Here is a 22,888-nt window from a genome sequence, read left to right as displayed (position 1 = left end):
TACATTATTAAACGCCTGGGATAAAAGTATCTTCAATGCATGCAATTGCAAGGAAACGATTTAGGTCAACAATAATACATTGGTCTGTTTTTTCAAACCTACACATGCCTAAGCTTCCATCTTGTAATGTTAACACTCGTAATACAGCGCAGCAGTCATCTACGCTTTCTACGCGGAAAAATTCTGAAGAGTCTCTAGTACAATTCGTTGTTAAGAATTCTGCTTCAAATAGGGTACCATCTTCGGTGTATAAAGAAAACACTCTTGTATTAGCTCTCATGCCGCTAGATGGCATACCTAGCATAGGGTTTAAGCAACTTGAAGTGCAGGTAAGATCATCGCATGCTGACTGTAACTCATCAATAAACTTTACAACATCACATACGCAGCCAACATTTTTAGAGTTGCTGTGTTTGTCATTACAACCCATGTAGTCCACTCCTTATCATTTATTTTTACTTTTACATTAATAGAATATTGAAACGAGTGTGAATTGGTTACTATCCTAAGCTTGTCTTTTTGGAAATAGGCATAACTTCTTCTGAGGAGAGATGAGGAACTTGATTTTTGAGAGCTGGCTTATGTTTTTTATTTTCTCGTTTGCAGTCTTTCGGTTAACACGTCTGTTTGTCTATGATAAGATTACGTCTTTTATACGTGCGCCTTTCATTGAAGAATTGCAGATTGCGGAGCCAGATGGTACGGTTTCAACGTATACGAAAATAAAAGGAACGGGTTTACGGAAATGGATTGGTGAATTGTTAAGTTGTTATTGGTGTACGGGGGTGTGGGCTAGCGCTTTTTTATTGTTATGTTATTATATGATACCAAAAGTAATCGAGCCAATTATTGTATTGTTAGCAATTGCTGGAGTTGCAGCAATTATTGAGACAGTTATTAGTCGATTGATAGAAGAGTGAGGAATGAAGGAACGAAACAGAATGGTTGTTCATATAATAAAGCGAGTGTTAAAAAATAGAGGAGATGCTTGCAATGGCCAATTATCAGCAACCTGATCCGTATAATAATCTTGAATATTGGTATCAACTGCAGCAACAAATGCAAAAGAAACAGCAAGAGCAGCAGCAAGAGCAACAGCAAATACAACAGCAACTGGAACAGCAAGGATATGTGAAGAAAAAAGGTTGTAACTGCGGCGGGAAGAAAAAATAAATATCCAAAGTAATAAAATATGTAAATAACGGGTCCGCTGTTGAACAAAAAATACCCTGTTTTATCCTTTAAATAAGGAAAAACAGGGTATTTTTTGTTTTGAAAGATTGCATTTCAGAAAGTGTCATGTAGTGGCGTTTCAGGCAGATATCATTTCATTTGTGATTTTGTTTTTTGTAAGTCATTCCTTGTCAAAAATAAAGTGAAACTTTAATCAGTGGGGGGAGTTCTTCATCCCCACTGATTATTAGCCCTCCCAATCGGGCGCATGCCAGCCGTTTATCTCCCACCTAACTTCTTAAGAAAAGCGGAAGTGGCTCGTTCAGAATGTGAGGAGGATGGAGCTTCTGACGTAGAGGGATTTTTTACCTCGTAGGAAGAAGCGAAGCCACCGAACATTCTAGCCACTGGAGCTGGACAATGCTTTCGTCTAATTTTGAGGTGGGAGTATTACTACCCACTAATACGGGATAAAAACCTAGAAACATCAAGTTTCTTTCCTCTAAAAAACTGCGGGGAAGAAATGTACAATTCTTCTTTTGCACGAGTAATAGCAACATATGCTAAGCGTCGTTCTTCCTCTAATGCTTCCGAAGTGTCAGTAACGCGGTCTTTTGCATCTTTTAAGGATGAGGAATGCGGTAATATCCCGTCGCTTGCACCTAGTAAGAAAACACATGGGAACTCAAGTCCTTTGGCGTTATGAATAGACATAAGCGAGACAGCATCTTGCTGCGTTCGTGTTTTTAATGCTTCCATTTCTTTTTGACTTTGTATCGCTGTGTTGACAAATTCTAAATAGGATGGAATATCGGAAAAGCGACTTGCAGATTCTATGAGTTCTTCTAGCATTTCTTCTTGTATTTCTTTTTGCATTGTAAAAGAAGAGCGGTCATTGCTCTGCAAATATTCTAAATACTGTCCTTTTCCTTTAATGATTTCTTTTAATGCATTTTTTGGCTCAAGTTCTTTAATAAACTTTATGAAATCAATACGGTCATTAATTTTCTTTACTTGGAAGGATTTTAAATTTGGATTGAGTAAAAGAAAATGTAAGAGGGAAGGGAAGCGACCTTCACCGTATTTCCATTGTTCTCGTTCAATAAATGATATACATTCATCGCGCCCGATATACATTGTCGGTAAAATGCTTGCGAGTGATTCTATGCGAAATGGTTCAAAGGCTAACCGTAATTGATCTAATACAGGTTTAATGAGCGAGTGTTCATAAAACGATTGGCTTGCCCCGTATTTGATGAAAGGAATCTTATGAATAGTAAGCTGATCGAGTAAGGAACGGCTTACGGAATGCGTCCGGTATAATAAACAAAAATCTGTATAGCGCCGTTGGCCGCTTGCTACTTTATCTTGAATGAGTTGCAGCACTTGATTTGCTTCATCTAATGTTGTTGCGGGCCTTGAATAATATGGCTGTATTCCTTCTTCGTGAACGGTGGACAATTCTTTGTTAAATCGTTCTTGATTCAGCTTAATGACTTCATTACCAAGCCCGACAATGTATGGATTGGAGCGATAGTTTGTATTTAAAGTAATAATGGTTGTATCATCAAATTCCTTTGGGAAAGAAAGGATAATTTGATGACTAGCTCCGCGCCAGCCGTAGATCGCTTGATCGTCATCCCCTGCGATAAATAAGTTGTTTTGCGGTGCTGCTAATAGTTTTACAATTTCATACTGGGCGTATGATGTATCTTGAAATTCATCGACTTCAATATAGTGAAAGCGCCGTTGCAGCTGTGTTAATAATGCTGCATTATTTTCTAGTAAATAGAATGTTTCAAGTAAAATATCATCAAAATCTAAATAACTGTGACTTTGCTTTACGTCTTCATAGCGCTGATACACTTCTTGAAATTCACGTTCCACAGGTGTTTTAGCTTGTACATCTTTCGGTCTATTTAATTTATTCTTTTCAAGTGAAATCATTGCTAGCATACTTTCCGCATCATAGTCATCTTTTAAACGAAGTTCTTTTAAAATCTTCTTGATAATAATTTGTTTATGCTTTTCATTTGCTAAAATTTGTTGGTTGTATCCTTGGCTGCGAAGTAACTTTAAGAAAACAGAGTGGAATGTTCCAGCAACAAGATATTGGCTCGCTGCGGGTGTCATACCAGGTAATGTTGCTACGCGGCTTCGAATTTCTTCCGCTGCTTTTTGCGTAAATGTAAGCAGTAATATATTGCGCGGATGAACACCTTTTACATTGACTAAATAGCCAACGCGCGTTGTTAAGACAGACGTTTTTCCGCTGCCAGCACCAGCTAATGTAAGAACGGGCCCTTCAGTCTGACGAACAGCTTCTAATTGCTTTTCATTTAAATATATTCCTTGTTTTTCAAGAGCGCGAAAATAAGTAACATCCGTATCGTTTTGATGAACTAAGTCAGTAGATGTTTTCGGAATATGATAAATTGCGCGAGGTATATTCGAATGTGTTAATGATTTTTGCGAAAAATTTTCCTTATTCATAATTTCACCTTCAATAAGTAGCATCAACTTATAACTTTATCGGAAGATAAGGGAAATGGCAATGTAAAAAAGTGAGATAGTAATTTGGATGAATATATATTGAAAAAAACCTTTTCTTTTTAGGGAGGGAGAGAGGAACTGGCCGTGCGTAGAAGCGGTCAGTGCCTTTTCCTGCCCCGTGCGGTGTTAAAACAAAGAGAGAAAATAGGTGCAGGTCACTTTTTGTTTGGCATAGCTGCGATTTATATGTTGAAAAGACGAAACCAAAGCTCTTTTCTTGTTAGAGGAGCTGGCGATACATAGAAGTGGTCAGTGCCTTTTCCTGCCCCGTGCGGTGTTAAAACAAAGAGAGAAAATAGGTGCAGGTCACTTTTTGTTTGGCATAGCTGCGATTTATATGTTGAAAAGACGAAACCAAAGCCCTTTTCTTGTTAGAGGAGCTGGCGATACGTAGAAGCGGTCAGTGCCTTTTCCTGCCCTGTGTGGTGTTAAAACAAAGAGAGGGAACGAGTGCAGGTCACTTTTTGTTTGGCGTAGCTGTGATTTATATGTTGAAAAATCATTATGTGATGATTGTAGAAATCATAAAAAGAAGCGCCAAATAAGGCGCTTCTTTTATAGATTTTTTATCATCACAACATGCGGGATATCAGCTTCCATAAATACATCAGAAGTTGTTTCGTATCCAAGCTTATGGTAAAACGACTCAGCGTGCGTTTGCGCATGAAGTTTCAGCTTCGGAAGAGATTCTTCTTTCGCAAGAACTTCTAATGCGTCCATGATCATCTTGCCAGCCCCTTTTTGGCGGTAAGATGATAGGACACAAATGCGTTCCATTTTCCCGATACCATCGACAATACGAAAGCGCCCAGCGCCAACTGGAACATTTTGATCGTATAAAACAACATGCTTTGCAGTGTGTTCATATTCGTCGTATTCTTCTTTGGCTGCAACCTTTTGCTCATCTACAAATACTTGTTTACGAACGGAAAAGGCATCCTCTAGCTGCTTTTCGTTTTGTACAACTTGAATTTGCAAATTATTGTTGCTCCTTTCCTAAATGGAATGTTTCATATACTGTCCATGTATCATTTTCTAGTTGATATAGTAAATGGAACCGATCGATTGGCTGCTCATAATAGAAATCTTTCATCTTTAAGCGACCTAAAACATCCGCATGTTCTGCATCGGATAATTGTTGTCCAATTGTAAGGTGCGGCACAAAAGCATATTCGCGATTTTGTGTAAATATACCGTTATGCATTTCTTCGTTTAGGAACGTTAATTCTGGTGTTTTTTCTACTTTAAAATAAATAACATTATTTACAGGTGCAAAAGAGCTCACTTTTCCTACATGTAGTGTAAAAGGGTTTGTTTTATTTGCAATTGTATGAAGCTCTTGCACAATCGTTTCTAATTTTTCATCAGCCACTTCAAAAGGTGTTTTTAATGTAATGTGTGGTGGAACTAATGCATAATGTGGATCATAACGCTTACGCAGACCGTTTGCTTTATCTTGAATCATTTTTGATGGAAATATTACAATACCTAGTTTCATCTCTAAATTCCTCCCCTTGTCTGAACGTAAAATGTCTGTGTGAAAAAAGAACTCTTTTTTATTATATCAGATGATTCTGAATAATACTGTATATTATTTCAGCGCTAGCATATGAGAAAATGCATGCGGTAAGTTTTTTTGCCAATATTTCCATGTGTGATTGCCATCAAATTCTTCATAATAAGTTGTAAATCCTCTTTCAGTAAGAAGAGAATGTAGCTCGCGGTTCGGCGCTACAAAATCTGAAATATTACCATCTGTCGTTTTTACGTCAGTTTCTTCTGTACCGATGATGTGATATAAATCTAACATGTGTGGTTGCGTAAATGCTTGAGCACGCTCTAGTACAGATTCATTTACAAACGGCGACTGCATAATTACTTTTCCAAATGTATGCGGATACATAAGTGCTGTCATAAATGAAACTGTACCGCCTAAAGAATCCCCGATTAAAACGCGGCCTTTCCCCATTTGATACGTTGGGTATTGCTCATCTAAATATGGAACGAGTTCATGAGCTAAAAAGCGAATGTACATGTCATTTTGCGATCCGTTTGGATGATATTTTTCTTTTCGGTTGTGTACATCCTTATATGGAATACCAACAATAATCGTTCGATCAATTTCCTCTGTTTCGCGAAGTGACTCTATAACGCGATGGGCTTTTCCAAGTTGAAAATAATCTCTTCCATCTTGTGCAATTACAATGGTGTGCTTATGAAGCGGCGTGAAATTTGCCGGTAAATAAACGAGAAGCGTCAGTTCTTCTTGCAATGATTTGCTGTAAAATGTCAGTTCTTCAATTTTTCCTATTGTTTGTGTCATCGTGTAATCTCCCCTAAGTAAAAAGTTACTACAACTTTATTTTAGCATAAGAATGAGAAGAATCTAAAAAATTAGTATTCAGTATTGGAAGAAAGGGCTATAATGAAATGAGAATTTTGCTTATATAAATACAAAGTGAAAAAATGACATAAAACCCCCCTTTTCTTTTAAGGTGGACGAGAGCACCTGGCTATGCATTGAAGCGGTCAGGGCTTTTTCCTGCCACGTGCAATGTTTAAAACAAAGGGAGGAAGCAAGTAGCGATCATGTTTTGATCTACATAGCCGCGACTTATATGTTGAAAAATCACAATGGATTTATCCCGCTATTCGTGGGCAGTAAGACCCCCACCTCAAGGTTCAGAGAGAGTATTGTCCAGTTCCAGTGGCTAGAATGTTCGGTGGCTTCGCTTCTTCCTACGAGGTAAAATACACCTCTACGTCAGAAGCTCCATCCCCCTCATATTTTGGACGAGCCACTTCCGCTTTTCTAAAGAAGATAGGTGGGGGATGAAAAAAACCACTGACGGAAGTTTCACTTTATATAGATAAGGAGACAACATATGAAGCAGCAACAATCAATAGCACTGCCGCTAGCGATTTCGATTATTACGATTTCATTTGCGGCTATTTTTGTAAAAATGTCTACAGCACCATCTTCTATTTTAAGTATGTATCGTTTATGGATTATTGTAATTATTATGATTCCGATTGTATGGAAGAAAAGAGAGGAATTTACGAGAATTGAGAAGAAAGACTGGGGATTTTTAATTGGATCCGGTTTCTTTTTAGCACTACATTTTCTTCTATGGTTTGCATCGTTAAAATTTACAACAGTTGCAAGTTCTACGATAATTTTAGCATTACAACCACTCGTATCCCTCATTGGAGGATTTTTCTTATTTAAAGAAAGAACAACACTCATTTCACTTGCAACAATGGGAATTGCAATTATTGGTGTAGGGTGTATTGGATGGGGAGATTTAGGGCTAAGCAAAGAAGCAGTCTTAGGGGATATACTATCATTTTTGAGTGTAATTGCAGTGGTTGGATATTTATTTATTGGGCAAACGACAGTGAAAAAAGTATCGCATTGGATTTATAGTTTTACTGTCTTTACATTTGCGGCGTTATTTTTAAGTGTATATAATATGATGCTACAAATTCCATTTGCAGGGTATTCATCATGGGACTGGACTGTATTCTTCTTACTTGCAACTGTACCGACTGTATCTCAAATGATTAATAATTGGCTATTGAATTATGTAAATGCAACAACAATCTCTATGAGTATTTTAGGTGAGCCTGTTGGTGCGATGATCCTCGCTTTCTTTTTACTCGGTGAAAAATTAAATTCTGCGCAAGTGGTAGGAAGCATTCTTGTATTATGCGGCGTATGTATCTTTTTATTACAACAACAAAAGCGTACATATAAAGAGCCGGTAGAAGGCATGGTATATACACAAGAGACATAATCATAAGAGCTCTATCTCATGAATAGATGAAAAAAATTATAAAGATACAATTAGTAGAATTGAATATAAGCGCAACTTCCATTATTGGAAGTTGCGCTTTATCCCGCTATTTGTGGGCAGTAAGACCCCCACCTCAAGATTCAGAGAGAAGCAAAGAAGAACCCCCTACTGACGGAAGTTTCACTTTATTTTGGTTTTGTCATATACGGCTGAACGTGGACAATACATAGATCACGAAATTTACCTTCTGCGGTTGTGACAATAATAACAGCTCGGCCAGCTTGTTTTCCTATTACAGTTGCTTTCTGTTTTTCGGTATGAATCTCTACAATATGGGGGTTCATGCACGTCCAAATGATCTCCTGGTTACTTGCCTGAGAAGGAAGGACAGTTGCTGTAAGTTCCGCACGTTGCCCAGCTTTTAATTTTAACTTAGCTTTGTGCAGTTGTATACCAATGACCGGCACAATGGAAGGAATAATGGTAATATGAGGCAGATCTGTTTGTATTGCAGCACATGGAGAAGATGTAAGGTGTTTTTGTGAGTGAAATGGTGATTGCATAAAAAATGTCCTCCTTCAAAAAATATGCACAAAAGTATTCATGTGTGGTCATTCATAGGAAATACAACCCTCTAAATCTCCACTTTAGTCCACTTTTTCTTGCATTTACTCTTTTTAGGTGTTTCTCTTTTGTTTGGATATTAATTTGTAACATTGATTTAGTCCTTCTGTATCATGTTCTTAGTTATACTATATACAAAGAATGTTAGAAATAATTTAAGGTAATATAAAGAATTTGTTAATTTACAGAAAATTCAGTACAATAATATGTAAATACAAATTGAAAAACTGACATAAAAAACTCCTTTCTTTTCAGGTGGGCGAGAGCATCTGGCCGTGCATAGAAGTGGTCAGGGCCTTTTCCTACCACGTGCAAAGTGTAAAACAAAGGGAGAAAGCAAGTAGCGGTCACTGTTTGTTCTGCATAGCAGTGATTTGCATGTTGAAAAATTAAAATGGATTAATATAAAAAACAATCCCTGCTTCTATTGTATAAAAGCAGGGATTGTTTTTTATTAAGAAGCTATTTTTTCGAACTCTTCAAATTCTTTTTGAACATCTTCTGATGGCTTTGTTAATAGGCTTACAATAATAATAACGAGTAAGCTCGCAGCAAAACCAGGAATCATTTCATATAGCATATCTTTTAAAAACTTAAATTGTGTCCACACGATAACGGTTGTTGCACCAGCGATCATACCAGCAAGAGCGCCCCATTTCGTCATTCGCTTCCAGTACAAGCTTAATAAAACAACTGGTCCAAATGAAGAACCGAAACCTGCCCAAGCGTAACCAACAAGTGCTAGGATTGTGTCATTTTGTTTAAAGGCAAGTCCGCTTGCTACTAGAGCAATAATAAGAACGGCCATACGTCCCACAAAAACAAGTTCGCGGTCCGTTGCAGAGCGGCGGAAAAATGTTCGGTATAAATCTTCTGTTACCGCACTTGATGTAACAAGAAGCTGTGAAGAAATTGTACTCATAATTGCTGCTAAAATAGCAGCTAGTAAGAAACCAGTAATAAGTGGATGGAATAAAATTGTTCCAAGTTCAATGAAAACCGTTTCTGGATCTGCTAATTTTTTGCCCATGTCAGCATAATATGCAATCCCGATTAGTCCAGTAAACATAGCGCCGACGATAGAGAAAATCATCCAGCTCATGCCGATGCGGCGAGCACTTTTTAATTCTTTTACAGATGAAATCGCCATAAAGCGAACGATAATATGAGGTTGTCCAATATAACCAAGACCCCAAGCAAATAAGGAAATAATGCCGAGTACAGAAGTACCTTTAAAGATATTTAATAAGTTTGGATCAATAGATTGAATTGTATGAAATGCTGGTCCAAGGCCATTTACATTCATAATTGTTACAATTGGAACTAAAACGAGTGCAACGACCATAATAATCCCTTGCACGAAGTCTGTCCAACTTACAGCTAAGAACCCGCCAAATAACGTATAAGCTACAACAACAGCGGCAACGATGAAAAGTCCCATATGATAGTCCATTCCAAATGTATTACGAAATAGAACAGCACCTGAAACTAATCCCGAAGCTACATAAAATGTAAAGAAAATCATAATAACAAGTCCGGAAACAAGGCGTAGCATATGAGATTTATCATGGAAACGATGTTCTAAAAATTCTGGAATTGTAATTGAATTGTTTGCAAGTTCAGAGTAGGTACGTAAGCGAGGAGCGATGTATAGCCAGTTTGCATAAGCGCCGAGTGTTAAGCCGATCGCAATCCAACTGCTGCTTAGACCTGTTGCAAACATCGCACCGGGTAACCCCATTAACAGCCATCCGCTCATATCAGCAGCGCCTGCACTTAGTGCTGTTACTGCGGGACCTAATGTACGCCCGCCAAGCATATAATCTGTTAAGTTTGATGTTCGTTTGTAGGCAATATAGCCAATTACTAACATCCCGATCATATAGATCGAAATAGAAATTAAAATCTGTGTGTTCATGTTAGTCCCCTTTCCTAAGTAGTATCTTTTGATGCGTTACATAATTATAATCTAACATGGTTATGTGTAAAAATCTATCTTCTAAATATGAATTTTCAGAAATATGGGTGTATTTAGAAGATATATTATTTTACTAATATAAAGATTTTTGGGTAGTGTATAACTATTTTTATAGAGTATTTATTATTTTTACATAAAAATGAGTTATTTTGTCAATATAATATTTAATATATAGATAAAAATATTTTTTTGAAAAGTATTGACTTCCAAAAAAAGAAAAGCATATAATGATTTCAAATTTAAAAATGCAAGCGTTGATGAAGAAGAGTACGTATTATGGACATGTCAGAGAGCTGATGGTTGGTGCGAATCAGTATGAAAGTAATATGGAATGGGCTTCGGAGCTTCCAAACCGAAACGAAAGAAGTAGGCTTTGGCGAAAGGATCTCATCGTTACAAGAGACACGTATTGTATTTTGATACGGAAAAGTGCGTTACTTTTGTAACGAATTAAGGTGGCACCACGGGAGTACCCGTCCTTTTTATAGGATGAGTACTCCCTTTTTGTATAGAAAAAATGAATATGATAAATCGATGAGTAAGAAGAGTACGTATATTGGAGACGTTCCAGAGAGCCGGGGATAGGTGAGAGCCCGGTGCGGTGCCATATGCGGAATGGGCTTACGAGAGGTATGCTGAACTGTAAGTAGGCAACCCGGGTTCCGCCGTTACAAGGATAGGGTATAATATTGTACTTGAAAAAGCGGGATGCTTTGCATCCAACAAGAGGTGGTACCGCGGTAATTTTATCGTCCTCTGCATATTTCCATATGCAGGGGACTTTTTTATTTTAGGAAAAGAGGTGACAGTGATGATAACGAAAGATCAATTTATAATACAAAAAAAGCAAGGGAAAACCTTTCTTATTATTCAAGAAGAAGAAGGGGATAGCGTGACACCGATTGCGCTATATCGCCGCACTACAGGTGAGAAAAAATTTCTACTCGAAAGTTCGCAGCTTCATCAAGATAAAGGTCGTTATTCCTATTTAGGATGTAATCCTTACGGCGAAATAAAAAGTATTGGTAAGACAGTAGAGATTATGATAAATGGTGCGCTAAAAAAGGTAAACGGAAACGTATTAAAGGAGCTAGAAAGTGTTCTTGCATTAGAGAAGGTTGAGAGTCCATTCCCATTTTGCGGGGGAGCGGTTGGCTATATTGGGTATGATGTTATTCGGCAATATGAAGATATTGGAGAGATGCTCTCTGACCCTTTAAATATTCCAGAAGTACATGTGCTGCTTTACCGCATGTTTGTCGTATACGATCATGTAAGGCAAAAGCTATCATTTGTATATGTATATCGCAGCGGCGATACGGACTCGTATGAAGAGGTTTATGAACAACTGCAAACGTATAAGCAAAAATTGCTGCATGAATCAGAGGAGCAGGTGAAAGCGCTGTGTGCTTCTGTATCATTTACATCTTCTGTAACAGAAGAAAGGTTTTACAAAATGGTTGAACAGGCAAAGGAATATATTCGGGCAGGGGATATCTTTCAAGTTGTATTATCACAGCGTTTGCAAAGTGATTTTACAGGAGATCCATTTGCGTTATATCGCCGTCTTCGCACCGCGAATCCATCTCCTTATATGTTTTATATTGATTTTCAAGATTACGTCGTACTTGGCTCTTCACCAGAAAGTTTGCTTTCTGTACGAGATGAAAAGGTGATGACAAATCCAATTGCCGGAACAAGGCCGCGCGGAAAAACAAAAGAAGAGGATGAAAAGATAGCGAAGGAACTGCTTGCAAACGAGAAGGAACGGGCAGAACATATGATGCTTATTGATTTAGGAAGAAATGATATTGGCCGGGTGAGTGAGATCGGTTCTGTACATTTAGATAAATATATGAAAATCGAGAAATATTCCCATGTTATGCATATTGTATCTGAAGTTTACGGAACATTGCGAAAAAAGGTGAATTGTTTTGATGCATTAGCATATTGCTTACCAGCAGGAACTGTATCGGGAGCTCCTAAAATTAGAGCAATGGAAATTATAAACGAATTAGAAATAGAAAAGCGAAATGTGTATGCCGGAGCTGTTGGGTATATTTCATTTTCAGGCAATATGGATATGGCACTTGCGATACGAACGATGGTTATAAAAGATAAGAAAGCATATGTACAGGCGGGCGCTGGCGTTGTGTATGATTCGAACCCTGCGGCTGAATATGAAGAAACGCTAAATAAAGCAAAAGCGCTCTTGGAGGTAATGAAATGATTGTCTTAATTGATAACTATGATTCATTCACATATAACTTGTATCAATTGTTAGGTCATCATACAGAACATATTGTTGTAGTGCGTAACGATGAAGTGACAATTGAGGAACTAGTGGACATGAAGCCAAAAGCAATTATTCTTTCACCAGGACCTGGAAGGCCGGAAGATGCAGGGGTTTGTATGAATGTGATTGGGCATTTTTATAAAACAGTTCCGATTCTCGGTATTTGTCTAGGACATCAAGCGATTGTTACTGCTTTTGGCGGAGAAGTTGTGCAGGCAGAAAAGATCAAACATGGGAAAACGTCGCTTGTAAAACATAATGGCACATCGATATTCTCATATGTAAAACAGCCGCTGACAGCGATGCGCTATCATTCACTCGTAGCAAGGCAGCGCAATCTTCCTAGTTGTTTTGATGTATTAGCGACAGCGATGGATGATGGAGAAATCATGGCAGTTCGTCATCATTACTATCCGCTTTTTGGATTACAGTTTCACCCGGAATCCATTGCAACTGAAGAAGGTGATAAATTAATACGGGCATTTTTATCTAATGTGAAAGAGGGGGAGAGAGTATGAACAGTTATCTTCGAAAATTAGTAGAAGGGCAAGATTTAACGGAACATGAAATGTATGAAGCGGGTATTAGCTTATTAAACGAAGATATTTTAGAAAGTGAGATTGCAGCCTTTTTAGCGTTGTTAAAGGCAAAGGGGGAAACAGCGGATGAAATATACGGCCTTGTTCGCGCCCTTCGTGAAAAAGCATTGCCATTTTCTAATCATATTGCAAATGCGATGGACAATTGCGGAACAGGAGGAGACGGGGCGCAAACGTTTAATGTGAGTACAACATCAGCTTTCGTACTTGCCGGTGCAGGCGTAAAGATTGCGAAACATGGAAACCGCGCTGTTTCTAGTAAAACGGGAAGTGCAGATTTATTAGAAGAACTCGGGGTGAACATAGCGTGTTCGCCAAAGCAAATTGATTATTTGTTAGAGAACGTTGGGATTGCCTTTCTATTTGCACCGGCGATGCATCCAGCACTGCGCCGCATTATGAAAGTAAGAAAGGAATTAAATGTTCCAACAATCTTTAATGTAATCGGACCACTTACAAATCCAATTGACTTAGAAACACAGTTCGTCGGTATTTACAAACGTGAGATGTTATTTCCTGTAGCGGAAGTCTTGCAAAAGCTTGGCAGAAAAAGAGCAATTGTTGTAAATGGCAGTGGATTTTTAGATGAGGCATCTTTACAAGGAGAAAATCACGTAGCAATTTTAAAAGATAACAACATTATGGAAGTAAGTGTTTCTCCAGAAGAGTATGGATTTTCACGTGTGAAAAACGAAGCGATTAGAGGCGGAGATGCAAAGGAAAATGCCAATATTACATTAAATGTGCTGCGCGGAGAAGAGAGCGTATACCGTGATACAGTGTTATTCAATGCAGGGCTTGCTCTTTTTGCAAACGGAAAAGCAGTGACAATTGAAGAGGGCATTCGCTTAGCGGCTTATAGTATTGATTCGGGAAGGGCGCTGGAGAAACTAAATCTATTAATTGCTGAGAGTCATCAAAAGCTAGAGAGGGTGAACTAAATGGAAACGATTTTAACGAAAATTATTGAGCAAAAAAAGAAAGAAGTAGCGGTGTTATATGAAACGTATATCCCAGCAAAGAAAAAACGTACATCATATTCTCTCGTAGAAGCGCTGCAAAAGTTTACTGTAATTGCAGAAATAAAACGTGCTTCACCGTCTAAAGGGGATATGAACTTACATGTTGATGTCGCTAAACAAGCAGAGCTCTATGAAACAAATGGTGCAGGGGCAATCTCTGTTTTAACAGATAGTCAATTTTTTAAGGGCTCTTTTCACGATTTAGAAACAGCAAGAGCCCATGTGAATGTACCACTTTTATGTAAAGATTTTATTATTGATAGAATTCAAATTGACCAGGCATATGATGCGGGAGCAAATCTCATTTTACTTATTGTTGCTGCATTAACAAAAGAAAAATTATTTGCGCTATATACGTACGTAAAAGAGCTCGGCTTAGAAGCGATTGTAGAGATTCATAATGAAGAGGAATTAGAAACAGCATTAGAGCTCAATCCTGATGTCATTGGGGTAAATAATCGAAATTTGAAAACATTTGAAGTGGATTTAAGAATAACAGAACAGCTTGGGAAACGGCTAAATGAACAAAATGTACTTTGGATTAGTGAAAGCGGTATTCATACGAAAGAGGATATTATACGTGTCAAAAAAGCTGGTGCAAAAGGAATTCTTGTCGGAGAAGCGTTCATGACAGCACCGTCTGTCGGAGACTTTTTTCAATCACTGCAGGTGACGATATGAAAGTAAAGATTTGCGGGATTACTGATATAAGAACAGCAAAAATCGTTTGTGAATACGGAGCAGATGCCATTGGGTTTGTATTTGCGAAAAGTAAGCGGAAAATTACGCCAGATCAGGCAAAACAAATGATTGAAGAACTCCCGGAGAATGTAATGAAAGTTGGCGTTTTCGTAAATGAATCAATTGAAGTGATTCAGAATATTGTAACATATTGCGGTTTAACGCATGTACAACTGCATGGGGATGAACAAAATTACCATATTAAAAGATTGAATATTCCGTGTATAAAGGCGATCGGTGTAAGTTCGCGCGAAGATATAGAACGAGCAGAGGAATATGAAACTGATTTTATATTATTTGATAGTCCGAAAGAGCAGTTTCATGGCGGAAATGGAAAAACATTTTCATGGGAGTTATTGCGGTCAAATCCGATTGAAAAAAAATGCATATTAGCTGGCGGATTACAACTTGAAAATATTGCAGAAGCAATTGCAATGGTTCGGCCGTATATGGTTGACGTGAGCAGCGGTGTAGAGACAAATGGTAAAAAGGATATCGAGAAAATAAAACAATTTATAACAAAAGCGAAGGAGTGTTAACTATGCAATATGTATATCCAGATGAAAAAGGTCATTACGGCATATACGGAGGGCGTTATGTTCCAGAAACGTTAATGCAGTCTGTTTTAGAATTAGAAGAAGCATATAAAGAGGCAATGCAAGATGAATCATTTCAAAAGCAATTACAGCATTATTTACAAACGTATGTCGGCAGAGAAACACCGCTTTATTTTGCAGAAAATCTAACGAAGTATTGCGGCGGTGCAAAAATTTATTTAAAGCGTGAAGATTTAAATCATACGGGTGCTCACAAAATTAACAACACAATTGGGCAGGCGCTTCTTGCGGTGCGAATGGGCAAGAAGAAAGTTGTCGCTGAAACAGGTGCTGGACAGCATGGAGTCGCAACAGCAACAGTATGCGCACTGCTTGGTTTAGAATGTGTCATCTTTATGGGAGAAGAAGATGTGCGCCGACAAAAACTAAATGTTTTCCGAATGGAACTGCTCGGAGCAAAAGTAGAAAGTGTTGCAGCAGGAAGCGGGACGTTAAAAGATGCAGTAAATGAGGCGCTTCGCTACTGGGTTTCACATGTACATGATACGCACTATGTTATGGGATCTGTTCTTGGACCGCATCCGTTTCCGCAAATGGTTCGTGATTTCCAAAGTGTAATCGGAACGGAAACGAAGAAACAATATGCAGTGCTAGAGGGGAAATTACCGGAAGCAGTTGTCGCTTGCATTGGCGGCGGCAGTAATGCGATGGGGATGTTTTATCCATTTGTACAAGATGAAGAAGTTGCGCTTTACGGCGTAGAAGCAGCAGGTAAGGGAATTCATACAGAAAAGCATGCCGCAACATTAACGAAAGGAAGCGTTGGCGTTTTGCATGGATCGATGATGTATATTTTGCAAAATGAAGAAGGGCAAATTCAAGAAGCGCACTCCATTTCAGCAGGGCTTGATTACCCGGGAGTTGGTCCGGAACATAGTTTATTAAAAGACATTGGTCGTGTATCGTATCACTCCATAACAGATGAAGAAGCGCTTCATGCTTTTCAGCTATTAACGAAACAAGAAGGGATTATACCGGCACTAGAAAGCTCGCATGCTGTGGCATATGCACTTAAACTAGCTCCAATTATGAAAAAAGACGAGGGACTTGTTATTTGTTTATCAGGACGCGGCGATAAAGATGTTGAAAGCATAAAACGTTATATGGAAGAGGTGTAAGTGATGGGAGTAGAAAGAATTAATAAAGCATTTCAAAATGGGAAAAAAGCATTCATCCCGTACGTAATGGGTGGAGATGGCGATTTACAAGAACAAATTCGCTTTTTAGACGAAGCCGGGGCAAGCATTATTGAAATTGGAATCCCGTTTTCCGATCCAGTTGCAGACGGACCAACGATTCAAAGGGCAGGAAAACGAGCATTAGAAAATGGAACAACGTTAGAAGACATTTTTCAAGCGCTTGCGGAAGTGAGAAGAGAAGTACAAGTTCCATTTGTACTCATGACCTATTTAAATCCTATTTTAGCATTTGGGAAAGAACGTTTTACCGGGCGCTGTATTGAAGCAGGCGTTGATGGGATTATCGTGCCAGACCTCCCATATGAAGAACAAGATATCATTACACCGCTGCTATACGATGCAAACATTGCGCTTATTCCACTCGTAACAGTAACGAGCCCCATAGAACGAATTAAAAAGATTACAAGTGAATCGCAAGGGTTTGTCTATGCTGTCACAGTAGCGGGCGTAACGGGAGTACGCCGCGATTTCACACAAGAATTACACACCTACTTAGAAAAGGTGAAAGCACATGTTCAGCTTCCGGTTGTTGCGGGATTTGGTATATCGAAGGCGGAGCAAATAGAGGAAATGACTCGAGTATGCGACGGAGTAGTTGTCGGAAGTAAAGTCATTGAGCTGTTAGAGAGCGAAAAGCGAGATGAGATTCGTGAGCTGATTGCTGCGGTGAAATAAAAGAGTTAACGGCAAAACTCAAGTGCACATAATGTCGAATCGCCGACATATATTAAAAAACGGTCGATATATTCTAAAAAGCAATCGATATATTAGAGACATATAAACAAGGAGCTGATTCAAAAGACATTTACATCTCTTTTGAGTCAGCTCCATATATTAACCTAATGGATTTTCACCAAAACGTTCCCACAGTTTTGGGAAGCGCTCAGCTAATTCGTCCTCATCTTCTTCCCAGTCAAATTTTATTCCTTGTTCAAATGACTCATAACCTTTTTCATCAAGTAACGATGAGAATTTCTCCCATATTTCATTATCCCACTCTGTATCTCCTGTTTCTTTTAGGCTGAAAGCTTCAAATCCAGTACTTAACATTTCCTCAAATTCTGGAATGAGTTCGTCCTCTTCATAGTAAGCAGGAATTAAGTTTGCTAGATTTTCAGGGTTTTGCACAGCGGATTCAAATGTTTCTTGTCCACATGCGATGAGCCAACCTCTAAAGTAATCAAATGAATCATCGGAGCATCCACCTAAAATAATATAAGCAGCTGCCCATAAAGAGGATGTGTAAGATTGCTGTAAAGCAGTTTGAAGATGGATTTCATAATCTGCAATTTCATTTGCGGATTTTGCAGCTAATTGCTCAACTAACCATTCACTTGTTTCGTCTTTTGTATTCATTTCTGAAATCAGTTGCCAAAATTGTTCTTGGTTCATTGCCATCGCTCCTCTAAAAAAGGTGTTGTTTGTAGTGTAGCATGTTTTTAATAGTTCATCAGATAAAGAATAGGATAAAAAACTGACATGAAATGAATTGAATATTCTGTCTTATGTTATATAATATTTTTTAACATATAAGTTGCTGCTATGAAGAAAAACCATGCCCTGCACTTGCTTTCTCTTTTTGTTTTAACCCTTGCCCGTGGCAAAAAAAGGCTCTGACCGCTGCTATGCATGGCCAGATGCTATCGCCCCTTTAAAAAGAAAAGAGGTTTTATAACGTTTTTTCAATTTGTACCTTACAAGAAATGAGATGATGGTATGACAGTATTATTAGCTCTTATTCCAATCATGATGATTTTTATTTGTTTATTTGTCTTCAAGCAAACATCGCTGAAAGCATCGATAATTTCTTATGTTGTGTGCAGCGGAATTGTCTTGCTATCACCGGTGTTTCGCTTGCGAATAGGGGAGATTACCCATGCAACAATAAAAGGCGCTTTAATTTGTTTTATCGTTGGATACGTATTGTTTTTTGGTATTTTTTTATTTCACCTTATGAATAAAATGGGGTATATCGATCAAGTTGCTCGTTTTATGGAACATGTTACACATGACCGTTTACTGCAAATGCTTCTCATGTGTTTTGGGATTTGTCCTCTTATTGAATCAGTAAGTGGATTTGGAATTGGATTTATGGTGGCTGCTCCTATTTTTCTTTCGCTCGGTTACAAGCCGTTTCAAGCTGTTTTACTTTCGTTTATTGGTTTGTTAGCAAGCTCATGGGGAGCAATGGCAACAGGAACGATTATTGGCTCAGGACTTATTGATATGCCTTTAGTACAACTTGGCTCTGGTACAGCGCTATTAAGTGTGCCAATTTTTGCGTATTTTATCATTCTTTCATTATATATAGTCGGTGGCTGGGCTGCAGCAATGCAAAAATGGAAAGAAGCAACTGGTTTTTTTCTATTATTTTCGCTCTCCATCTATTTGTCTAGTACATATGTAAGTGTTGAATTAGCAGGGATTTTAAGTGCGATTGTAACGATAACATTTGGATTTATTATCATTAAAATGACAGCAAAACAGCAGAAAGAAGTGTATTCGGAACATGCAGCTGCCAAGCAGCAAGAAGTTTCTATTGTAAAAATAATTAGCCCGTATTTATTTTTAACAGTCTGTATTTTGCTTTCTCGTCTGATTCCGTCGTTTCATAGTGCACTACAATCATATGCAGTTATTAACTTGCCATCTTATTCTTACAAACTTGAGTTATTATATTCACCAGGATTTTGGCTTGGGGTTACATGTGTATTTACCATTATTTCCTTCCGGATTCCTTCTATTATAATAAAGCAGTCATTATTGCAAACGGTGAAACAATGGATTCCTTTTGCGATTACAACGACCATGTTTATTGCGATTTCAGAACTAATGGGTGCAGCAGGGATGCATGCCTTATTAGCGGAAGCTGCTGGTCATATTTTTGGAATGATGTTTGTTTTCGTTGCTCCATTTATCGGTGGTATGGGTGGTTTTTTAACGGGAAGTAACGCAGGATCAAATGCGATGTTTATGAAATTACAAATGCAAACAGCACAGAACGTGGGGCTTCCGTGGCAGTTTGTAACAACGGTGCAAAATACAAGTTCGTCTGTTGCAACCATTGCTTGTCCATCGCGAATTACGCTTGGTGCTTATTTATGTAACATTCCATTTCGAGAAAATGAGTTATTGAAGAAGACGACACTTATGATTTTCGGGGCTGTATTAATTGTGGTGGGAGAAGTTTTCGTGTGGCACTTTATTGTGTAAAGAAACATTTCTCTTATCGGAGAGTGTTTTTGTTTGTAGAAATAAGTAATTTCATAAAAAGAGAAAGAGTGAGCGTAGAATGACTATAAATTTAAGAGATATTACAAATGAGAATTGGATAGAGTGTATATTCTTAACTACAAATAAAGAAGATAAGCACTTTGTTTGCGAAGAGTTTGTAGCCTCAAATGCATTATCATTAGCCCAGTCAAAAATTCAAAAAGGTTGGATTACAAAGGCAATATACAATGATGAAACGATGGTTGGTTTTACGATGTATGGCTACTGTGAACAACATCATTTTTTTGAAATATGTAGGCTCATGATCGATCATAAATACCAAGGAAAAGGGTATGGGAAAACGGCACTTTTATACGTAATAGATGAGATGACAAAAGATGCGAATTGTCATGAAATTTTTCTATCTTTTGAACCGAATAATATCGTTGCAAAACAGATGTATGAAAGCATTGGTTTTGAAGATACAGGCAGAACAGTTGAGGGGGAATGTTTATATAAGTTACCATTTAAGGAGGATGAAGTGAGATAAAAAACTCCATAATGATTGATAACTGCACAAGATGGGAATTGTAAACGATAGAAGGAGTGATACGATGAAATACATTATTATAGGCGGAGATGCAGCTGGAATGAGTGCTGCTATGCAAATTGTCCGTAATGATCAAGAAGCAAATGTAATCACTTTAGAAAAAGGCGAAATCTATTCATATGCGCAGTGCGGTCTTCCTTATGCGATTAGCGGGGTCATTGCTTCTACTGAAAAGTTAATTGCTAGAAGCGTTGATACGTTTCGGAATAAATATCATATTGATGCGAAAGTGAATCATGAAGTGACACGTGTAGATCCAGCGAGCAAAAAAGTATATGGCATACATACGCAAACATCAGAACCATTCGAATATGAATATGATCGTTTATTAATTGCAACGGGAGTGCGTCCAGTTATGCCGAACTGGAAAGGCAGTAATTTGCAGGGCGTTCATCTATTAAAAACGATTCCGGATGCAGAGCGAATTATGGAGACGCTTCAGAATAAGAAGGTTGAACATGTTACTATTATAGGCGGCGGGGCAATCGGGATAGAAATGGCAGAAACATTTGTCGAGCTTGGGAAAAAGGTTCGTATGATTGAGCGGAATCAATATGTAGGTACCGTATTTGATGCGGATATGGCAGCATACATTCATGAGGAAGCAACAAAACATAACATTGAAATTCTTACAAATGAAAATGTGAAATCATTTCAAGGAAAAGAGCAAGTTGAGTTTGTGGAGACAGAGAAAGGAATGTATGAAACAGATCTTGTTTTAGTATCCGTTGGAGTTAAACCGAACACTGATTTTCTAGAAGAAACAAAGATCATTAAAAATCAAAAAGGTGCTATCCAAGTTAACGCGTATATGCAAACGAATATAGAGGACATTTATGCGGCAGGAGACTGCGCTACGCAGTACCATATTATAAAAGAAAAACATGATCATATTCCGCTTGGAACAACGGCAAACAAACAAGGAAGAATTGCCGGACTAAACATGGTGAATAAACGCAGAGCGTTTAAAGGGATTGTCGGAACAGCAATTATGAAATTCATGGACATAACACTAGGCCGAACAGGTTTGAATGAAAAAGAAGCAGAGCAATTACAAGTACCATATGAAGTTGTAAAAATAGATTCAACAAACATAGCAGGATATTATCCAAGTAAGAAACCACTGCACGTAAAATTATTGTATCGTACGGACACAAAACAGTTATTAGGCGGACAAGTAATTGGCGAGCAGGGCGTAGATAAACGAATAGATGTACTTGCGATGGCATTGTTTCATAAAATGACGATTCATGATTTAGAAGACGTGGACTTAAGTTACTCTCCGCCATACAACAGCGTATGGGATCCGTTGCAGCAAGCAGCGAGAAGGGGGGAATAAGCATCTCTTTTTTCAAGAGATGCTTTATTTCTGACTATAAATAAGATTTTATCCGTTTCATATCTGTAATTAAATACGGATTATCTTTCTTCATATTTTTAACAAGAACCTCTGCTTTTGTGTAGTCCTCTTTCAGCACTTCTAATTCTTGTTGTGTAATTCCGACCAATTGTATAAAATTCACTCTACCATGAACAGTGTCAATTCCTTCTGCCTCAGTATCACTTACAACTAGTAAAGCAGTAATAGCAGATTCTACGCCAATATGAAGAGACGTTCCATTCCCTGCCACAAATTGCATTGGCTCAAAAAACCTTTTCTGTGTGCAGGTATAGCGAGCAAGATTAGATAGCATATCTATTGCCCACATACAATCCTCATTTGAATCCTCTTTCAGTTTTATAGTCATTTCATAACCCCAACGGCTCCATTTACCACCAAATGCTTCTTCATCTGTGTAAAGCTCCGTCATTCCATAAGTCAGTAAATGCTTGTAACCATTTGGAGATTGATAAATACTATAGCCGTCTAAATATTGGTCTCCCCCAAAAATGGAACGTTCATGAAATGTTGTCCCATAATGTAGAGGTTTCTGATTCGGATAAAGTTTATCAAAGATCTCATCAATTGCTTCCCATCCTGGTGCCCAATCTTCCTGCTCTGATGCACGTTTTTTATATTCTTCTAAAATCAATTCGGATTACCTCCTTAATCTTGGTAAGTGCGTGTTATTACAATGATAAAATAATAGAATGCTAACTTCTACTACTCTTCTTTCGCCTTAGGTTATATTTCCTTCTTACCTTATAGGAAAAACTATTCAAATAACCATTTTATGAAATATGTATTATTTAACTAAACTGCATTGTTAGTTAAAGAACTATCATATGTGGATTATAACATATGTTTCCATAAAACTTGGCTGTCCACGTGAACTACCCACCACTTAACGACCTTACTGTCTGTTTGAAGTGGGGGCTTCAAAAGTCAAAAGACTTTCTCTTTTATTGCTAATTCATCCACAAGCCTAGCGGCTCATGTCCAAAGCCTTGAATTCGCGGCGTCCCTACCGCTAATAAAATCGATACAAACTACGCAATTATACTTTGTTCGTGCAGAATACGAAT

22 protein-coding genes and 2 other annotated features are annotated in these 22,888 nt (G+C 38.0%); of the genes, 13 read left to right on the top strand and 9 right to left on the bottom strand.

The window, feature by feature from the left end; translation table 11 throughout:
• Positions 1-7 precede the first annotated feature (7 nt).
• Positions 8-430 (bottom strand): CotY/CotZ family spore coat protein, encoded by a 423-nt coding sequence (locus WAZ07_RS08845; RefSeq protein WP_090915096.1) that lies wholly within the window; start codon positions 428-430, stop codon positions 8-10.
• Between the two features lie 130 nt (positions 431-560).
• Between WAZ07_RS08845 and WAZ07_RS08840 the strand changes: the two genes are divergently transcribed.
• The gene (locus tag WAZ07_RS08840) at positions 561-920 is read left to right on the top strand and encodes a DUF1360 domain-containing protein (protein ID WP_090915097.1); all 360 of its coding nucleotides are present in this window, start codon (positions 561-563) and stop codon (positions 918-920) included.
• Between the two features lie 64 nt (positions 921-984).
• Positions 985-1,173, top strand: coding sequence for a cytochrome C oxidase subunit III (locus tag WAZ07_RS08835; RefSeq protein ID WP_413788879.1), 189 nt, complete (start codon positions 985-987; stop codon positions 1,171-1,173).
• Between the two features lie 453 nt (positions 1,174-1,626).
• Here WAZ07_RS08835 and WAZ07_RS08830 read toward each other — a convergent pair whose 3' ends face one another.
• The 4 genes from WAZ07_RS08830 to WAZ07_RS08815 form a co-directional block, all read right to left on the bottom strand.
• Positions 1,627-3,666, bottom strand: a complete 2,040-nt coding sequence (locus WAZ07_RS08830) for an ATP-dependent helicase (protein WP_336472133.1) — start codon at positions 3,664-3,666, stop codon at positions 1,627-1,629.
• Between the two features lie 615 nt (positions 3,667-4,281).
• A complete protein-coding gene (locus WAZ07_RS08825) occupies positions 4,282-4,704 on the bottom strand; it encodes a GNAT family N-acetyltransferase (RefSeq protein ID WP_336472132.1) in 423 nt (140 codons plus the stop codon).
• 1 nt (position 4,705) lies between these two features.
• Complete coding sequence (locus tag WAZ07_RS08820; protein ID WP_336472131.1) at positions 4,706-5,224, bottom strand: YjcG family protein; 519 nt, start codon at positions 5,222-5,224, stop codon at positions 4,706-4,708.
• A gap of 93 nt (positions 5,225-5,317) precedes the next feature.
• Entirely contained in the window at positions 5,318-6,049 is a 732-nt protein-coding gene (locus tag WAZ07_RS08815) for an alpha/beta hydrolase (protein ID WP_090915106.1), read from the bottom strand.
• Positions 6,050-6,611: 562 nt separating this feature from the next.
• Here WAZ07_RS08815 and WAZ07_RS08810 point away from each other — a divergent pair.
• A complete protein-coding gene (locus tag WAZ07_RS08810) occupies positions 6,612-7,523 on the top strand; it encodes a DMT family transporter (RefSeq protein ID WP_336472130.1) in 912 nt (303 codons plus the stop codon).
• A gap of 185 nt (positions 7,524-7,708) precedes the next feature.
• Here the strand turns inward: WAZ07_RS08810 and WAZ07_RS08805 are convergent, their stop codons facing one another.
• Positions 7,709-8,086 (bottom strand): Ig-like domain-containing protein, encoded by a 378-nt coding sequence (locus tag WAZ07_RS08805; RefSeq protein ID WP_090915110.1) that lies wholly within the window; start codon positions 8,084-8,086, stop codon positions 7,709-7,711.
• 515 nt (positions 8,087-8,601) lie between these two features.
• Entirely contained in the window at positions 8,602-10,065 is a 1,464-nt protein-coding gene (putP, locus tag WAZ07_RS08800; protein WP_336472129.1) for a sodium/proline symporter PutP, read from the bottom strand.
• 305 nt (positions 10,066-10,370) lie between these two features.
• Positions 10,371-10,609 (top strand) — a binding site (T-box leader).
• A 41-nt stretch (positions 10,610-10,650) separates the two neighbouring features.
• Positions 10,651-10,885: a binding site (T-box leader), on the top strand.
• Positions 10,886-10,936: 51 nt separating this feature from the next.
• Here putP and trpE point away from each other — a divergent pair.
• From trpE to trpA, 7 genes are read left to right on the top strand one after another with little or no spacing between them, the layout of a single operon-like run.
• Positions 10,937-12,355: an anthranilate synthase component I gene (trpE, locus tag WAZ07_RS08795; protein ID WP_336472128.1), complete on the top strand. Its 1,419-nt coding sequence runs from the start codon at positions 10,937-10,939 to the stop codon at positions 12,353-12,355.
• The gene (locus WAZ07_RS08790) at positions 12,352-12,939 is read left to right on the top strand and encodes an anthranilate synthase component II (protein ID WP_336472127.1); all 588 of its coding nucleotides are present in this window, start codon (positions 12,352-12,354) and stop codon (positions 12,937-12,939) included. Before trpE ends, WAZ07_RS08790 begins: the two co-directional genes overlap by 4 nt.
• Positions 12,936-13,961 carry an anthranilate phosphoribosyltransferase gene (gene trpD / locus WAZ07_RS08785; protein ID WP_336472126.1) on the top strand — a complete coding sequence of 342 codons (1,026 nt, stop codon included), beginning with the start codon at positions 12,936-12,938 and terminating at the stop codon, positions 13,959-13,961. Before WAZ07_RS08790 ends, trpD begins: the two co-directional genes overlap by 4 nt.
• Positions 13,962-14,723, top strand: coding sequence for an indole-3-glycerol phosphate synthase TrpC (trpC, locus tag WAZ07_RS08780; protein WP_090915123.1), 762 nt, complete (start codon positions 13,962-13,964; stop codon positions 14,721-14,723).
• Entirely contained in the window at positions 14,720-15,322 is a 603-nt protein-coding gene (locus WAZ07_RS08775; RefSeq protein ID WP_336472125.1) for a phosphoribosylanthranilate isomerase, read from the top strand. Before trpC ends, WAZ07_RS08775 begins: the two co-directional genes overlap by 4 nt.
• A 2-nt stretch (positions 15,323-15,324) precedes the next feature.
• Positions 15,325-16,518: a tryptophan synthase subunit beta gene (trpB, locus tag WAZ07_RS08770; RefSeq protein ID WP_336472124.1), complete on the top strand. Its 1,194-nt coding sequence runs from the start codon at positions 15,325-15,327 to the stop codon at positions 16,516-16,518.
• Between the two features lie 3 nt (positions 16,519-16,521).
• Positions 16,522-17,274 (top strand): tryptophan synthase subunit alpha, encoded by a 753-nt coding sequence (gene trpA / locus WAZ07_RS08765; protein WP_336472123.1) that lies wholly within the window; start codon positions 16,522-16,524, stop codon positions 17,272-17,274.
• Between the two features lie 159 nt (positions 17,275-17,433).
• Here trpA and WAZ07_RS08760 read toward each other — a convergent pair whose 3' ends face one another.
• Positions 17,434-17,991: a DUF4240 domain-containing protein gene (locus tag WAZ07_RS08760; RefSeq protein ID WP_336472122.1), complete on the bottom strand. Its 558-nt coding sequence runs from the start codon at positions 17,989-17,991 to the stop codon at positions 17,434-17,436.
• A gap of 324 nt (positions 17,992-18,315) precedes the next feature.
• Here WAZ07_RS08760 and WAZ07_RS08755 point away from each other — a divergent pair, with 324 nt between their 5' ends.
• From WAZ07_RS08755 to WAZ07_RS08745, 3 genes are all read left to right on the top strand, one after another.
• Complete coding sequence (locus WAZ07_RS08755) at positions 18,316-19,812, top strand: L-lactate permease (protein ID WP_336472121.1); 1,497 nt, start codon at positions 18,316-18,318, stop codon at positions 19,810-19,812.
• Positions 19,813-19,891: 79 nt separating this feature from the next.
• On the top strand, positions 19,892-20,362 hold the full coding sequence (locus WAZ07_RS08750) for a GNAT family N-acetyltransferase (RefSeq protein WP_336472120.1): 471 nt from the start codon (positions 19,892-19,894) through the stop codon (positions 20,360-20,362).
• A 64-nt stretch (positions 20,363-20,426) separates the two neighbouring features.
• Positions 20,427-21,761 (top strand): CoA-disulfide reductase, encoded by a 1,335-nt coding sequence (locus tag WAZ07_RS08745; RefSeq protein ID WP_336472119.1) that lies wholly within the window; start codon positions 20,427-20,429, stop codon positions 21,759-21,761.
• 34 nt (positions 21,762-21,795) lie between these two features.
• Here WAZ07_RS08745 and WAZ07_RS08740 read toward each other — a convergent pair whose 3' ends face one another.
• The gene (locus WAZ07_RS08740; protein ID WP_336472118.1) at positions 21,796-22,455 is read right to left on the bottom strand and encodes a suppressor of fused domain protein; all 660 of its coding nucleotides are present in this window, start codon (positions 22,453-22,455) and stop codon (positions 21,796-21,798) included.
• Between the last annotated feature and the right edge of the window lie 433 nt (positions 22,456-22,888).

This window comes from Bacillus bruguierae, from assembly GCF_037104725.1.
GTDB classification, from domain to species: Bacteria; Bacillota; Bacilli; order Bacillales; family Bacillaceae_G; genus Bacillus_A; species Bacillus_A bruguierae.
The sequence above is the reverse complement of the archived record's forward strand: the minus strand, read 5'-3'. Positions and strand labels throughout refer to the sequence as shown.

Coding starts and splice junctions, on each gene's coding strand:
- WAZ07_RS08845 (WP_090915096.1), bottom strand. CDS start 430: ATGGGTTGTAATGACAAACACAGCAACTCTAAAAATGTTGGCTGCGTA.
- WAZ07_RS08835 (WP_413788879.1), top strand. CDS start 985: ATGCTTGCAATGGCCAATTATCAGCAACCTGATCCGTATAATAATCTT.
- WAZ07_RS08830 (WP_336472133.1), bottom strand. CDS start 3,666: ATGAATAAGGAAAATTTTTCGCAAAAATCATTAACACATTCGAATATA.
- WAZ07_RS08820 (WP_336472131.1), bottom strand. CDS start 5,224: ATGAAACTAGGTATTGTAATATTTCCATCAAAAATGATTCAAGATAAA.
- WAZ07_RS08815 (WP_090915106.1), bottom strand. CDS start 6,049: ATGACACAAACAATAGGAAAAATTGAAGAACTGACATTTTACAGCAAA.
- WAZ07_RS08810 (WP_336472130.1), top strand. CDS start 6,612: ATGAAGCAGCAACAATCAATAGCACTGCCGCTAGCGATTTCGATTATT.
- WAZ07_RS08805 (WP_090915110.1), bottom strand. CDS start 8,086: ATGCAATCACCATTTCACTCACAAAAACACCTTACATCTTCTCCATGT.
- putP (WP_336472129.1), bottom strand. CDS start 10,065: ATGAACACACAGATTTTAATTTCTATTTCGATCTATATGATCGGGATG.
- trpE (WP_336472128.1), top strand. CDS start 10,937: ATGATAACGAAAGATCAATTTATAATACAAAAAAAGCAAGGGAAAACC.
- WAZ07_RS08790 (WP_336472127.1), top strand. CDS start 12,352: ATGATTGTCTTAATTGATAACTATGATTCATTCACATATAACTTGTAT.
- trpD (WP_336472126.1), top strand. CDS start 12,936: ATGAACAGTTATCTTCGAAAATTAGTAGAAGGGCAAGATTTAACGGAA.
- trpC (WP_090915123.1), top strand. CDS start 13,962: ATGGAAACGATTTTAACGAAAATTATTGAGCAAAAAAAGAAAGAAGTA.
- WAZ07_RS08775 (WP_336472125.1), top strand. CDS start 14,720: ATGAAAGTAAAGATTTGCGGGATTACTGATATAAGAACAGCAAAAATC.
- trpB (WP_336472124.1), top strand. CDS start 15,325: ATGCAATATGTATATCCAGATGAAAAAGGTCATTACGGCATATACGGA.
- trpA (WP_336472123.1), top strand. CDS start 16,522: ATGGGAGTAGAAAGAATTAATAAAGCATTTCAAAATGGGAAAAAAGCA.
- WAZ07_RS08760 (WP_336472122.1), bottom strand. CDS start 17,991: ATGAACCAAGAACAATTTTGGCAACTGATTTCAGAAATGAATACAAAA.
- WAZ07_RS08755 (WP_336472121.1), top strand. CDS start 18,316: ATGACAGTATTATTAGCTCTTATTCCAATCATGATGATTTTTATTTGT.
- WAZ07_RS08750 (WP_336472120.1), top strand. CDS start 19,892: ATGACTATAAATTTAAGAGATATTACAAATGAGAATTGGATAGAGTGT.
- WAZ07_RS08745 (WP_336472119.1), top strand. CDS start 20,427: ATGAAATACATTATTATAGGCGGAGATGCAGCTGGAATGAGTGCTGCT.